This window comes from Photobacterium sp. GB-1, from assembly GCF_003026165.1.
GTDB lineage: Bacteria > Pseudomonadota > Gammaproteobacteria > Enterobacterales > Vibrionaceae > Photobacterium.
In genome coordinates this window covers 31,865-46,678 of record NZ_PYOB01000002.1, presented here as the reverse complement: position 1 = coordinate 46,678, position 14,814 = coordinate 31,865, and the positions used below count along the sequence as shown (strand labels likewise).

Here is a 14,814-nt window from a genome sequence, read left to right as displayed (position 1 = left end):
TTGATGGTGAGAGAAAGAGATAAAAAAGCCTTAGTAAAGTTGGAGTAACTTAACTAAGGCGCTAATTCACAGGGAGAGAAAAAGTTATGCAGCGATAAATGCTGAGATAATACCGATCACACCACCAAAGACACCGCCCCAAACGACTAACCAGCCTAAGTGTTCACTGATCATCTTTTGCACCATTTCTTTGACCATTTTTGGGGTTAATTCATTCAGGCGCTGATCGATAATTTCTTCAATCGTCTCTTCGATATCATTGAGTGATTCAGGCTTAGCTAGTTGATCTTTAAGTGCTGCTTTAAAGTCATCTTGTTGGCTAATTTCGTTAACAGAATCCTGCATTTTTTCAATGAAAGGTTCGCGTAGTGGTTGGAGTGCTTCTACGCCACCCATCATGGTTAGCATGCCACCAAATTGTGAATTCATAATCACATCAAGTAACGAATCGTAAGCTGGCGCAAAATCAATTTTTTGGATCACAGGCTGCAAGTTTAAATTGGTTGAGCTTGTCATTTCTTTATTAAGAAAGCGGCTAATGTTTTCTTGAGTAAAGAATTGCTCCATCATGAGATTTTTAATGGCTGTTTTAAATTCTTCAAAACGAGCAGGAATAACACCTGAGCCGTAGAGTCCGGGCACCTTTTCAAATAGCATATGAATAGCAAGCCAGTTTGTTAATGCGCCAGAAAATGCGAATAAGCCACAATAAAGGATGACTTGCTGGTTAGTAAGGTAACCAACAGCTAGCAAGATAAGTGAAATAAGGTTGGTGAGTAAGCTTTTATTCATACGGGTTTATTCTCGGTGTGGAGCACACAGCTAATTTTAAAAGAGGTGAGCCAAGTCTTTATGGCTTATTGTGGACAGATTTTAACAACAGACTATGCGCAATGCCACAATTAGCAGATTGATAGGTAATCGTTAGGTATATGTTATGCTCAACTGCTGTATATATCACCAGCAATGAATGTAAACCTAATTAAGGAATTGTTATACTCGCGCATTCACTTATCTATCATCACGTGGTGTTGTCATGACAAGCTTTACAGCTGAACAAACGGCTTTTATTAATCACCTATCTGGTAATGCATTATGTGTTGCAGGAGCGGGGACGGGTAAAACCACTACTTTGGTAGGGCTAGTTGAGAAAAAATTAGCGACAATTGCACCACAAAACATGTTGGTGTTGATGTTTAACCGTGATATTCGCACCGATTTTAAAGCTAAATTAGAGCGAAATAGTCATGGGGTGAATGTTCCCGTGCATACATTTCACAGTTTTTGTTATCAATTATTACGTCAATCAGGCTATTTAGCTGAGACGGGTTATCAAATTGATTTCAATAATGGTGAAAGTGATAAAATCATTGCGAAACAAATTTTGCGTCAAATGGCAGCGCAAGAGAAGTCGTATCAAAAGCAACAAACATTCAAAGATCCGCGCACCATTGAATTATTGATGAGTTTTATTGGCTTGGTAAAAGCGCATATGTTACCGCCAAAGGAAGTGTTTGAGCTGTCTGATATTAGTGATGAATACCATTTTATCATTGAAGCGTATTGGAATTTTGAAACTATTCGTAAAGAGCGTAAACAGTTATTCTTCGATGATTGGTTGGTAGAAACGGTTAATTTACTGACTGATAATGAGGCGTTACGTGCTTATTATCATCAACAAATCCAATTTATGGTTGTTGATGAATTTCAGGATATAAATACCGCGCAATATCGATTGTTAAAACTGTTACTCGGGGAGCAAGCGCAATTAGTGGCTGTCGGTGATGTCGATCAGTGTATTTATAAATGGCGTGGCAGCGCTCCCCAATTTATGCTGAACTTTGAACAAGATTTTACGCCTGCAACCACCTATAGCCTGTCACATACATTTCGTTTTGGCCACAGCTTAGCGTTAGCTGCGAGTCACTTGATTGCCAATAACAAGCAACGTTTCCACGATTTTCAAACGATCTCTCATCAGTCAGTTGCTGATACCCCCGTTGAAGTGATAGGAACTGCGCGCCAAGTCGGCGAGATCGCACAATCTATTGCTGAATATATCGAACAAGGTGGAACACCTTCTGATGTTGCGATTTTAGTTCGTCGTTGGTCACAAACTATGTTGTTTGAATTAGCGTTTTTAACTAAAAATATTCCTTTTTATATGCCTGTTGGCTCGGTGTTATCAAATAGTCGAGAAGTGAAATTATTGCTTGATGTGATGCGATTTGCCACTGGGCGCTACAATCAGTTTCAACCATATGAGAAAGCGACACTCGTCTTTAATATGATGTCTTTTCCACACTGTTATGTGCCAAATGCCAGTTTGCGACCGTTATGTGATGAGCTTGCTAATACGCCAATTGAGCAGTGGTTAGAGGTTGTGAAGAAAACGGAAAAGTTACAGCCAGCATTAAATCTTGATAATTTTACATCACGAGTAGAATTATTAATGATGCTTCGCCGTAAAGGGGGCTTTAAAGCATTAGATGTTTATCGTCAGTATCGTCGTGATAGCGAGTTAGATAATTGGATTTGGAAAACAGAAGCGACTGCATCAGAAATAGAAGAAGCGGTTGAACGACTTGATAGTGTTGAAACGGTATTGGCTTCGATGGATCAAGATTGTGAAAAAGCACTTCAGTATTTTGAGTATTATACGCAACGTTCTGATTCGTTACGCCAATCAGAATCCACCACAAGCAATGTGCAATTAACCACGATATTCAGAGCGAAAGGTTGTGAGTATAGCCAAGTACATTTACCGTATTGGGATAAAGATGCTTTTCCTTACGTTAATCGATCTTCTGTCGGTATTTCAGCAGATACTGAAGAAGAACGACGCTTGGCGTATGTCGCGATAACGCGTGCGAAACATAAAGCTAAAATTTACTATTCAGTTGAGAACAGTAAAAAAGATACTTATGTTCGCAAAGATAAAAACGCGAGTCAGTTTATTCTTGAATCGAAGGCGACAGTTGCACAAGAAATTGGTCCTCAGCTTTATCTGGAAGGGACGTTACCCTTTAATAAATCGCCGATTGTTCAAGGGTATTACCAACGCTTAGGACGGTTTGAGCAGATGCAAGCAGCGCCAGAGCCTGTAGAAATAGAGCAGCCAGCAGTTGGTAAGGATGGACAATTAAACTACAGTTTTTTGTGGGCAGTTGAACAACCGTTACCAAATAATGCAGAAAAGCTTGTTCGTTCAATGGTGAAAACTAAAACAGCAAAATATTTAGAAACAGAGTTAAATAGAATTTTACGAGAATTAAAAAAAGCAGATTTGACGAAAGAAAAAGTATTGGTGAATCGGCTTATCGTAATCGCTAAAGCAAAAGCGAGAAGGTATAGCTAAATAGATATGTCATTCATAATTTCACGTTATCAACATGCTATTTATGGCTTTGGCTTGTTTTAGGACCGATTTTTTGTTGAAACTCGTAATTAATTTACTATTTTAATTATTTCAATCGTATTGTTTTTATTTGATGATATTTACATGATAAACGTTTCATTATTATATCTATCATTAATCAACAAAATAACGTTGTTCTCTATTATATCGAGCTTCGCGTTGGCCTAAATTTTGTTGAATAACAAATTCAAGACGAGAGCGTAATTGTTGCGACTTATTAATTTTTCGTCTATGAAAAACAGAGTGAAGTAATTGTTTTAACATTCTAAACCTACTTGTTTTTTTAGCTACACAATAAAAAGATTTGTTAGTTATTCAAAAACATCGTATTCCAGCTTCCCTATACAACTCAATATATCAAACCGTTTCTGAACCTACGTTGTATTAAATAACATAGGTGCTGACTTCTTCATTCAACAGAGAATGTTAAGAATGATAAATATAAAGGGAGATTAACATCAATAGTGATTATGTTAAGTAACGAGAGTTACCCTGTCAAAATCGAAAAATGCATCATAATATTGTGCAATTATGATGCATTTCCATGCTTAAGTTAAGGTTACTTATTTTGCCATTTATCAACAACAAGTGCTGCAATCAAATCACCTTCAACGTTAACGGCTGTTCTAAAGGTATCTAACGGACGTTCAATAACCAATAAAATTGCGATTGCCTCTAAAGGGATACCGACAGCCAGCATGACTAACTGCATACCTGACATAGAACCTGACGGCATACCTGGTGCGCCAATAGAAGAGACCATTGCCATGATGAAAATCATGATTAGACCACCAGTACCTAAGTCGATACCGTAAAGCTGTGCTAGGAAGATAGCTGCTACGCCTTCAAAAAGGGCTGTACCATCCATATTCATAATAGAGCCAAGCGGCAATACCATACTGCTGGTTGATTGTGAAATGTTAAGCTCTTCTTCCGCTGTTTGCATTGAAAGTGGTAGCGTTGCTGAACTTGATGATGTTGCAAATGCCATGGCCATTGGTGCTGATAGCGCTCTAAATAAGTCTTTGAACTTAATACCTGTCACGACTTTTGCGATGATAGGTAAGACAAAACCACCGTGAATAAAGGTTAGAGTAAATACCAGTAACGCAAAGCGGGCGAGTTCACCAAAAATGGCATTACCGCTTTGAAGAGTAAATTGGAAAACAATCGCAAATACAGCCAGTGGTGCTAGTTTGATGATCCACGATACCACACGGTTAACGGCAGTATTGAGTCCATCGATAACCTCAAATACAGGGTGCTTTTCCGGTAAGCTTGCCAGCAATGCAATGCCAAGTAATAGCGCAAATACAACAATCGCTAATAAGTTAGTTGTTGCCATTGCTTGAAAAGGGTTTACCAATGCCATGTTAAATAGCTTTTTAACAATAGCGCCACCGGAGGCGGAGGTTTGATCGATTAATTGAACATGGCTGCTAACATGAACTTTTGAAGTATCGACTAATTGTGGCCATTTAGGCAGTGACAGTGAAACACCTAAGGCTAATGCAATTGCAAGCGTTGAAGTAAAGGCATAAAACGAAACTGTTTTTAAACCAAGCTCTTTTAATCGAATTATTGAGCCGATACTGGTGATACCACGTAGCAATGAAAATAGCACTACGGCACCAACAAGCATTTTTAGTAAACCAATATAAGTGGTTTTTAATAACATAAGGAGCTTGAAGGTTGTGCTTGTTTCAAACCCTGACGATAGTGGTAGCAGTGTTGCTAACGCCCATGCTAACAAGCCAGCAATAAGTAATTGAAATGGTAATGATTTTAATAAACGGCGATGCATGAGAGTCTCTTGTAACGTTCGTTGAGAATAAAATTAAAAAATAAAAATGAGCGTTGTTATAATTTTTTATAAGAAAAAGCGCTCTGACACAGAGTACCAGAGCGTGGCAAATGCCAATTCTCAATTAACGATAAGTCGGTTGTCTTTACGACTGACAGAAAAATTTGGTTTATTATTACTTTCGCTAAAAGAGGAAGTGCTGATCCGTAGCAGGTTTTGAACAAAGGTGTGAGATAAAATCTCGCCTGTCTTCGTAACAGACAGTAGTCGTTACGAAGACAGGATGTAGCTTAAATAAGAGGAAAATTACTTATCAAAGTGAATGATAGTACGAATGCTCTTACCTTCGTGCAGCAGATCGAATGCTTCGTTGATCTTGTCTAGGCCCATGTTGAATGAGATGAAGTCATCTAACTGGAACTCACCTGCCATGTAACGATCTACGATACCTGGAAGTTCTGAACGGCCTTTAACACCACCGAATGCAGAACCACGCCATACGCGACCTGTTACTAGTTGGAATGGACGAGTTGAGATCTCTTGACCTGCACCTGCAACACCGATGATTACAGACTCACCCCAGCCTTTGTGACAGCACTCAAGCGCAGAACGCATCACGTTTACGTTACCGATACATTCGAAAGAGTAATCAACACCACCGTCAGTCATCTCAACGATCACTTCTTGGATAGGCTTATCGAACTTAGTAGGGTTAACACACTCAGTTGCACCTAGTTTACGAGCAAGGTCGAACTTGTCTTCGTTGATGTCGATAGCAATGATGCGGCTTGCTTTAGCCATTGTTGCACCAATGATAGCTGCTAGACCGATACCACCAAGGCCGAATACAGCAACAGTGCTACCTTCTTCAACTTTCGCTGTATTAAGTACCGCACCCATACCTGTAGTAACACCACAACCTAGTAGACATACTTCTTCTAGCGGTGCTTCTTTGTTGATTTTCGCTAGTGAAATCTCAGGAAGAACAGTGTATTCAGAGAATGTTGAACAACCCATGTAGTGGAAGATAGGTTGACCATCTTTATAGAAACGTGTTGTACCGTCTGGCATTAGACCTTTACCTTGTGTCTCACGTACTGCTTGACATAGGTTTGTTTTGCCAGATAGACAGTATTTACACTTGCCACATTCTGCAGTGTAAAGTGGAATAACGTGGTCGCCTACTTGAAGATCGGTAACGCCTTCACCAACCATTTCAACAATACCACCACCTTCGTGACCAAGAATTGCAGGGAAGATACCTTCTGGATCATCACCTGATAGTGTGAAAGCATCAGTGTGACATACGCCTGTTGCTACGATGCGAACGAGAACTTCACCTGCACGAGGTAACATTACATCTACTTCTTCAATTGAAAGTGGTTGTTTTGGACCCCATGCAATCGCAGCTTTTGATTTGATAAATTTATCAGTCATCGTTAAATCACTCTGTTAAGCCAACTTGATTGGCGATAATTATTATTAAAATACGACAATTAAACGATATTACTCATGTCGTCTTGATGGAACTATTATATTTATTTCTTAGCAAATGATAATCCCTTGATATGGAAAATGATTATTACCAAATAGTAATAGTAAAAATTATCATTTCCGTTAAAAGCATAAAATTAACTTTAAATATTAGTAAAGAACTATACGCTATTGTAGCTTATGTTTTAAAGGAATTTTCAGGTATTCCATTTTTAATGTTATAAACACTCAAGAGGAAAAGTGTATCTTGCTGATTTTATAGTTTATTTTGACTTTTAAGAGTGGGTTTATTGAGTGTGCTTGAACAGCGTGATTAGGTTGAATGAGTAAAAGGTATAAGTGTTATTTGTCGCTATGGGAGAGCGGTTTATTTTAAAAACGTTATGAAGTTGCTGTTTGGGATGGGATTTAAAAAAACAATAGGTGTGATTGTTATCGTGTGGAAGACGGCAATAATGCAGTATTGTGTCATTCATGTATTTTATTTAACGTAAATAAAAAAGCACATGCAACCCGAATGGTTTACATGTGCTTTAAACGTTATTGGATTTATTTTATCGCTTATGCACTTTTATGGTTTTGTGCGTAAACGTGAGTTGCGATAGCATCCATTAGTGCTGGAGATAGGCAATCGTATGGCTTAAGGCCTAGTTCGTTTAGACGCGCACGGATTGCATCCATATCTTTTGGATCAGTACCCGTTTCGATGATAGAAGAAACAAATGCTGCAAATTCAGGAGCAGACCAACCTTCGTCAGTTGATAGTTCAGTGTGAACAAAGTCTAAACCGTGGAATGGGTGGTTAGTATCTTCGATACGGCCGTACATGTGAACACCACATTCTTTACAAGCGTGACGTTTGATTGCTGCATTTTGGTCAACGACAACGAGTTTGTCTGCATTTGCAATCACTTCAACGTTGTCACGAGAAATAACAGCGATTTGAGAGAAAACTGCGCCTTCAGGCTTCCAGCATTTAGAACAACCACAAGCGTGGTTATGTGCTGTTTGACCAGAAAGTTTAACTCGAACTGTATTTGTGTCACATTTACAGCTTAATACGCCACCAACAAAGTTTTCTTTAGTTGCAATAAAGCCATTATCAATTGATGGGTGTAATTTAATAGACATAAAGATGCTCTTATATTATTTATAATTAAATGTAGAGTTAGAGTGTTATTTTTAGTTTTCTATTCGTTAATTAAATATTAATTAGCGAATAGAAGTATTCTAAAGTTTAATTAGATTTAAACAATCTGTTTTACAGTAAATGATTATTACTGATTAGAAACAATAAAATTAAATTATTACTTGTTTTGCTGTGCAATATGAGTAGCAATGGCATCCATTAAGTCTGGAGATAGGCAATCGTAAGATTCCATACCTAGTTCTTCAATGCGAGCACGGATAGCAGCCATGTCTTTTAAATCTGTGCCCGTTTCAATGATTGAAGAAACAAAAGCAGCAAATGTTGGTGCAGACCAGCCTTGTGTTGGCGATAGTTCAGTATGGACAAAATCTAAGCCGTAGAATGGGTGGTTAGTATCTTTAATACGGCCATACATATGAACACCACAGTCTTTACACGCAAAACGCTTAATCACAGCAGCGTCATCAACAACTTTTAGTTTATCTGCATTTGCTGTTACTGTTACTTTGTCGCGAGGAATAACAGCAACTTGTGAAAATAGCGCGTCTTTAGGTTTCCAACATTTAGAACAACCACAAATATGGTTATGCGCTGTTTGTGACTCTAAATTAACAACAACTTTATTATGTCGGCAATGACACTGTAATTTACCGCCATTTAACGTGTTATTAGTTGGATTAATACCACGATTAACAGCAGGGTGGATATTAATAATAGTCGGTTTGTTTTTACGATTAAAAATTTTAGCGAATAGATTTAGCATTATTAGACTTATTTAATTTTGGTGTACGGATTCACTATTTACGAAAATAGTAAGATGTTGGATATTTATAATTTAATTCAGAGAGATTAATAACGGTCAATATAGTCGTTATATTGACCGTCATAGTAGAAGGCAATTTACAGATTAAATACCGTTTGGCTTAAATACCGCTTTTAGACGTTTAGCAATCATTAAACGTGAAACGGTGAACATACCTGTCACTGTACGTTGGTGCAGGCGGAAGATCGTATCGTATAAACGACGGATCAAGCGACCTTGTAGTACCATTTTACCTTCCATCTTTGAGCCTGGTGCAAATGAACCGACTGCAAAATGGTGACCAACAGCAACAACCATACCGCCATCTTTAAATTCGAAGTCAGTCAATGGTTTACCACGTAGCATACCGCCTAAGCTTTTCGCTAGGTGTACTGCTGCACGGTTAGCCGCTTGTGCTTTAGGTGGAACAAAGCTGCCATCAGCCTGAGGGATTGATGCACAATCACCTAAAGAGAAGATGCTGTCATCAACGGTTGTTGTTAAATTAGCATTCACCTGAATTTGGTTCATACGGTTATAACTTAAACCGCCAATACCGTTTAGCCAATCCGGTGCTTTAACACCCGCAGCCCAGAACTGTACGTCAGCATCTAACTCACGGTTATCAACTGTTAGCATACCTTTTTCAGTGACTTCACGAATACGTGTATCAAGAAGAACATTTACGTTATTACGCTCAAGCTCTTTTTGTACTTTTTCTGACATTTTTTCAGGGCTATTTGGTAATACACGACCTGCAGCTTCAATCAAGTTGATATGCAGTGGGGCACCATTATAGCGTTGAAGTTTGTGGCTAACACGAGCAAGCTCTGCTGCAAGCTCAACACCAGTCGCGCCAGCGCCAACAATATTTACTGAGCGATCTTCACTTGCACGAAGGATCTGGCTAACTTGATGCCATGCTTGACGCGCTTGGCTTGCTGAATCTAGGAATAAGCAATGATCTTTTGCACCAGTGGTATTAAAGTCATTACTTACCGCACCAATCGCAATAACAAGGTAATCGTATTTTAAAGCCGCTTCTGTACCATCAGGACGACGAACAGAAAGCATTTTATTATCACGATCAATATCTGTCATCGCGGCTTGGTAATGTTGATAGCCATGACGTGCACCATGGGTGAAATAACAAACTGTATCTAAGTCGCTATCAAAAGTACCTGCTGCAATTTCATGCAAGCGAGGTTTCCAGAAGTGATGCGTTTCTGGTTCTACAAGAATAATTTCATCTTCTTTACGTACGGTTTTTGCTAATAGAGTTGATAACTCTAAGCCTGCGGCACCGCCACCTACAATAACGATTCGTGACATACGAATTCCTCAAAGGCACCCCGGGCTTCATTCCACAGGGGATGGTTTGACCATCATTAAATTAATGAGCTAATCCGTTGCTACTCTATTTTTTGTGAGCATGCCTATATGGAATGGCATGCTCTATCATTTATAAGATCAATTTCTTTGATATAAGACAATGAAATTCACCAAAATTCAAGTTTTGTGAGCTAAAGCAGGATTTTTTTTTCAAAACCGTACTTTTCTTCGATGGAAGTTATTATATTTATTTCAGATAAGATAACAATGATCATAAACGTCAAATTACTTTTACTGACAGGTAATAATTAGATACCTTAATGGTATCTTTTGTTGCTGTTTTACACATTCTGAGTGTTTTGTTAATAAAAATTACATCCCACTCAAATAAAAACGTCATAAAGACATGCGATATTCCTTCTGGTTTGACCAGTTATTATATTTAAAGGAATAGGTATGTCGTTATCACGTCGAGGATTTGTAAAAGCGCTATCATCAGCAGCGATGGTTACTTCGCTTACAGGATGTAATAGTAATGATCAACAGCTACAAAAATCGAAAATTAAGGTTGGCTTTAATCACGGCGTTGCGAGTGGTGATCCTTTACAACATGCCGTTATTATTTGGACGCGTATTACGACAGAAGCACGCTCAATTGACGTTCAATGGCAAGTTGCGACTGATGAGAAATTTATGCAGATTGTTGCGTCAGGCGAGGTGACGACCGATAGCGTAAAAGATTTTACAGTAAAGGTAGATGTTAACGGTCTACAACCTAATCAACATTATTATTATCGTTTTGAAGCCAATGATACGTTAAGTCCTATAGGGCAGACTCAAACTTTAGCAGAAGGTGAATTAGATAAAGCGTCTATTGCTGTCGTGTCATGTTCTAATTTTCCTGCTGGTTACTTTAATGTGTATCGAGAAATAGTTAAGCAGCACCAAATGTCACCTATCAATGCAGTACTACATTTAGGCGATTATATTTATGAATATGGGGCTGGGCAGTATGCCACTGAAGATGCACAACGTTTAAATCGCATTCCAAGTAAAGAGTCTGAATGCCTTACTTTAGATGATTATCGCAAACGTTATGCGCAATACCGTAGCGACAGTGATCTTCAAGCGTTACATGCGGCATTACCAATGATCGCTATTTGGGATGATCATGAAATAGCCAATGATACATGGCGAGAAGGGGCTGAGAATCATCAACAGCAAGAAGGTGACTTTGCTCAACGTCGAGCTGCAGCTGCTCTAGCTTGGCTAGAATGGTTACCTGTTAGAGAAAATCCTGTTTCTTCTATGATCACCTATCGAGACTTTAGCTTTGGTGATTTGTTTGACTTATATATGTTAGATACCCGCGTTGTCGCGCGTGATGAACCGCTTGACTACTTTTCACTGGCTGATACATCGATTGAATCTATCTCTGGGTTAATTCAACAGGCACGCGCTCCTGAACGCAAATTACTCGGCAATGATCAAAAGCAATGGCTCAGTGAGCGTATGACAACGAATACGGCAAAATGGTCATTGTTAGGCCAACAAGTGTTAATGGGTAAGATTGAAATGCCAAGTAGTGTCATGATGGGGCTGTTTCAATTATTTCAGGCAAGTGATGCAAACAAGTCAGCTGCGATGATCGCGGTACAGAATGCAATTAATACCTATTTATCTGATCCAAGTTCAGACCCATATTTACTTCCATATAATTTAGATGCTTGGGACGGGTTTTATATGGAGCGTGAATGGTTATACGGCATGACGACAACGTTAAATAAACAACTTATCACGCTAGCAGGCGATAGCCACAATGCTTGGTGTAGTGAATTAAGTGATCATAAAGGAAATGGGGTGGGGATTGAGTTTGCAACAAGCTCGGTGACCTCTCCCGGATTAGAAAAATATTTAGGGTTAGATTTGCAAACTATTGGGCAGATGGAATTTATCCTACCCCAATTAGTTTCAGAACTTCAATGGGTTAATTTAAAACAACGTGGTTTTATTCGTTTAGATCTTGATCATCAGCAAGTGCTTTCAACGTGGCACTTTGTTTCGACGGTAAAAGAGAAAGAGTACCAAGTAGACACTCAGAAGCTGGTGACCCAAAATGGATTAATGGTCAGCTAAACCTATTTATAATTAACAATGAATAACCTGATGAATTGCCGTTTGGTGAATGAGTCAGGTTATTTTATTTACTAATAAAGAAATTACCGTTTCATTACCTGGCAATCCTGCGCAAACATGGGTATTTGATCAGAGTGACTTTAGGCTGTATGAAAAATAAGAGATAAAAGAAAAGGAGCGTTAATAAACGCTCCTTTTGTCATTAAGAAATGCCTAATCTTTTCAATGTTTATTTCTCAGTTACATGGATCGCAGTTTGCAGATCTTCAGGGTGAAGATCTGCGCGATCAAATTCTTGTGAGGCGGGCATACGAAGGTGGAAATCTTTAAATATTTCAACTTCAACATTACCTTCTGTGAGAATAAAGTCACTCACATGACCACCTTGAGTACGATCATCACTAATAAAGTGAAAGTGGAACCCCGGCACATTAATACCAATCATATAGTCTGGTATTTTAAAACCAATCATCACACCTGAAACATGCGTCATTTCAGCAATAGGTTGATGTTTAACAACTTCAACCATAGGTGGATAAGGGCGGTGCTGAGCCGGCACTGTACGTGTTTTAACATACGAGAACTTACCTGTTAAACGGATGGCATTAATCGCGTTGTGAGCGAGTAGATCTTGCTCTAAGCACGTTTCAAATTCTTTTTTACTTAGTTCAATTAAACTCAGTTTTGCTTTTGACTCAAAGTTAACAACCGAAGCAAATGGTGTGGTGATATCGTGATCAACAAGATGAACATCGCCTGTGCTTGTAAGTTGGTAAACGTCATCACCCATTACAATCATTTCACCGTCAAGATCGTTAAAGGTACCAATGCCAAAGTTACCATGATCTAATAACTGACCAATTGTGAAATCACCTTGATATAAGCCTGCAATTAATGCACTCATCATTGAGGTTTGGTAGAACGCTTTGTTATGTGTTTCAGCACTCATGTGATGCTCCTATTAATCTTGTTGGCATGGATGAAGTTGATCAAGTAGGCGACTGTTATCGCTATAATCAACATTGACGTTAACCAGTACTGGGCCACTTAAGCTCATAGCTTTTCGCATAACAGGCTCAATATCATCGGCAGTATTGATCGCTAAACCATGTGCGCCGAAGCTTTCTGCGTACTTAACAATATCAGGACCTATAAAGCTGACAGCACTCTCTCGACCATACTTTTTAAGCTGTTGGATCTTAACCATGTCATAACTGTGATCAGTCCAAACAAAGTGAACGATATTACATTTATGACGCACGGCCGTGGCTAATTCCATTGATGAGAATAGGAAGCCACCATCACCAGACATGGAAATGACTTTTTCATTAGGGTGAAGAAGGGAAGCTGCAATTGCCCAAGGTAAAGCGACGCCCAATGTTTGTTGACCATTACTGAACAATAAACGACGAGGTTCAAAGCTGTGGAAGTAACGTGCCATCCAAATATAGATTGAGCCTACATCACAACATACAGTGGTGTCGTCACTGACAAAGCGACGTAAATCATGAACAAAACGAAGTGGGTGAACGCCGTTTGATGAGGTTTTATTTATCCCCATCTGCATAATATGTTGTAAATCGTGGCGTAATAATTGGATTTGTTGGTTACTTTCTAAGGATTCTCGCTTATCTAATTCAGAAGCAATAGACGTAACAGACACCGCTAAGTCACCCACAACTTCACAAACAGGGTTATAGCTAATTTCTAAATCTGCTTGTTGATAACCAATATGAATAATTGGGGTATTTGCATCTTTATTCCAAAGAATCGGATCGTATTCAATGGGGCTATAACCAATGGTGATGATTAAGTCTGCGCTGTTTAACGCAATATCACCGGGTTGGTTTTTAAATAAGCCCACTCGACCTAAAAAGCAGTTGTATAAATCATGAGAAATAACCCCAGCTGCGGCAAACGTATTCACAACGGCAATTGGTGTTTGTTTGAGTAGTTGGCGAATGGCATCAGTAACAAAAGGCTGGCTTGCATCCATACCCAGTAATAACACCGGATTTTTTGCAGCATTAATGCGATCAGCAGCCTGACGAATAGCTTGTGGGTGCGCACCACCGAACAAAATTGGATTAGGCTGTTGTACTGGTTGGTAAGGAATACGATTAGTTAGAATATCTTGCGGTAGACTAACAAAGCTAGCACCTTGGGTAGGTTGCTCTGCAATACGAAAAGCTTTATGTACAACATCAGATACCGAGCCGCTATCCATCACTTCTGCTGAAAACTTGGTGATAGGAGTAAACAGTGAACGGGTATCCATGGATTGGTGAGTATTGTGAGAATACATCGAAAGCGGTACAGCACCTGCAAGAGCAACCACAGGATCACCTTCACTGTTCGCTGTTGCAACGCCTGTGACAAGGTTTGATGCGCCCGGGCCAGAGGTCGCTAAACAAATGCCTGCTTTACCCGTTAAACGCCCTGTTGCTGCTGCCATAAACGCTGCATTTTGTTCATGATGACAAATAATGATTTCTGGTCCGTTATCACAAACAGCATCGAAAACAGCATCCACCTTTGCACCTGGAATACCAAAAATGTGTGGAATGTTATGTGCATTTAAAGTTTCAACAACCAGTTCAGCACCAGAGACGGTTTTATCCGACATATAAGCCTCAAAATTATATTTATTAAGTTAATAGGCTCAGGACATTGTTCGT

At 39.1% G+C, this 14,814-nt stretch carries 11 protein-coding genes; 2 read left to right on the top strand and 9 right to left on the bottom strand.

All coding sequences use genetic code 11. The features are described from left to right. Positions 1-84: 84 nt before the first annotated feature. The gene (locus C9J45_RS02870; protein ID WP_107259582.1) at positions 85-792 is read right to left on the bottom strand and encodes a DUF445 domain-containing protein; all 708 of its coding nucleotides are present in this window, start codon (positions 790-792) and stop codon (positions 85-87) included. Positions 793-1,036: 244 nt separating this feature from the next. Here C9J45_RS02870 and C9J45_RS02865 point away from each other — a divergent pair, with 244 nt between their 5' ends. Continuing rightward, positions 1,037-3,358, top strand: a complete 2,322-nt coding sequence (locus tag C9J45_RS02865) for an ATP-dependent helicase (protein ID WP_107259580.1) — start codon at positions 1,037-1,039, stop codon at positions 3,356-3,358. Positions 3,359-3,532: 174 nt separating this feature from the next. Here C9J45_RS02865 and C9J45_RS21615 read toward each other — a convergent pair whose 3' ends face one another. From C9J45_RS21615 to C9J45_RS02840, 6 genes are all read right to left on the bottom strand, one after another. Further along, a complete protein-coding gene (locus C9J45_RS21615) occupies positions 3,533-3,682 on the bottom strand; it encodes a hypothetical protein (RefSeq protein ID WP_199187010.1) in 150 nt (49 codons plus the stop codon). A 295-nt stretch (positions 3,683-3,977) separates the two neighbouring features. Continuing rightward, entirely contained in the window at positions 3,978-5,222 is a 1,245-nt protein-coding gene (locus C9J45_RS02860; protein ID WP_107292126.1) for a dicarboxylate/amino acid:cation symporter, read from the bottom strand. Positions 5,223-5,528: 306 nt separating this feature from the next. After that, positions 5,529-6,659, bottom strand: a complete 1,131-nt coding sequence (locus C9J45_RS02855) for an S-(hydroxymethyl)glutathione dehydrogenase/class III alcohol dehydrogenase (RefSeq protein ID WP_107206321.1) — start codon at positions 6,657-6,659, stop codon at positions 5,529-5,531. A gap of 618 nt (positions 6,660-7,277) precedes the next feature. Then, on the bottom strand, positions 7,278-7,847 hold the full coding sequence (gfa, locus tag C9J45_RS02850; protein ID WP_105059970.1) for an S-(hydroxymethyl)glutathione synthase: 570 nt from the start codon (positions 7,845-7,847) through the stop codon (positions 7,278-7,280). A gap of 176 nt (positions 7,848-8,023) precedes the next feature. Next, positions 8,024-8,629: an S-(hydroxymethyl)glutathione synthase gene (gene gfa, locus C9J45_RS02845; RefSeq protein WP_107206322.1), complete on the bottom strand. Its 606-nt coding sequence runs from the start codon at positions 8,627-8,629 to the stop codon at positions 8,024-8,026. A 144-nt stretch (positions 8,630-8,773) separates the two neighbouring features. Then, on the bottom strand, positions 8,774-10,000 hold the full coding sequence (locus tag C9J45_RS02840) for an NAD(P)/FAD-dependent oxidoreductase (protein ID WP_107206323.1): 1,227 nt from the start codon (positions 9,998-10,000) through the stop codon (positions 8,774-8,776). Between the two features lie 456 nt (positions 10,001-10,456). On the opposite strand from C9J45_RS02840, the gene C9J45_RS02835 reads away from it, so the two are divergent. After that, positions 10,457-12,136 (top strand): alkaline phosphatase, encoded by a 1,680-nt coding sequence (locus tag C9J45_RS02835; protein ID WP_107292125.1) that lies wholly within the window; start codon positions 10,457-10,459, stop codon positions 12,134-12,136. A gap of 229 nt (positions 12,137-12,365) precedes the next feature. Here the strand turns inward: C9J45_RS02835 and budA are convergent, their stop codons facing one another. Together budA and alsS are read right to left on the bottom strand one after the other, a co-directional pair. Beyond that, on the bottom strand, positions 12,366-13,085 hold the full coding sequence (gene budA, locus C9J45_RS02830) for an acetolactate decarboxylase (protein ID WP_107292124.1): 720 nt from the start codon (positions 13,083-13,085) through the stop codon (positions 12,366-12,368). Between the two features lie 12 nt (positions 13,086-13,097). Continuing rightward, the gene (gene alsS, locus C9J45_RS02825) at positions 13,098-14,762 is read right to left on the bottom strand and encodes an acetolactate synthase AlsS (protein ID WP_107206326.1); all 1,665 of its coding nucleotides are present in this window, start codon (positions 14,760-14,762) and stop codon (positions 13,098-13,100) included. Positions 14,763-14,814 lie beyond the last annotated feature (52 nt).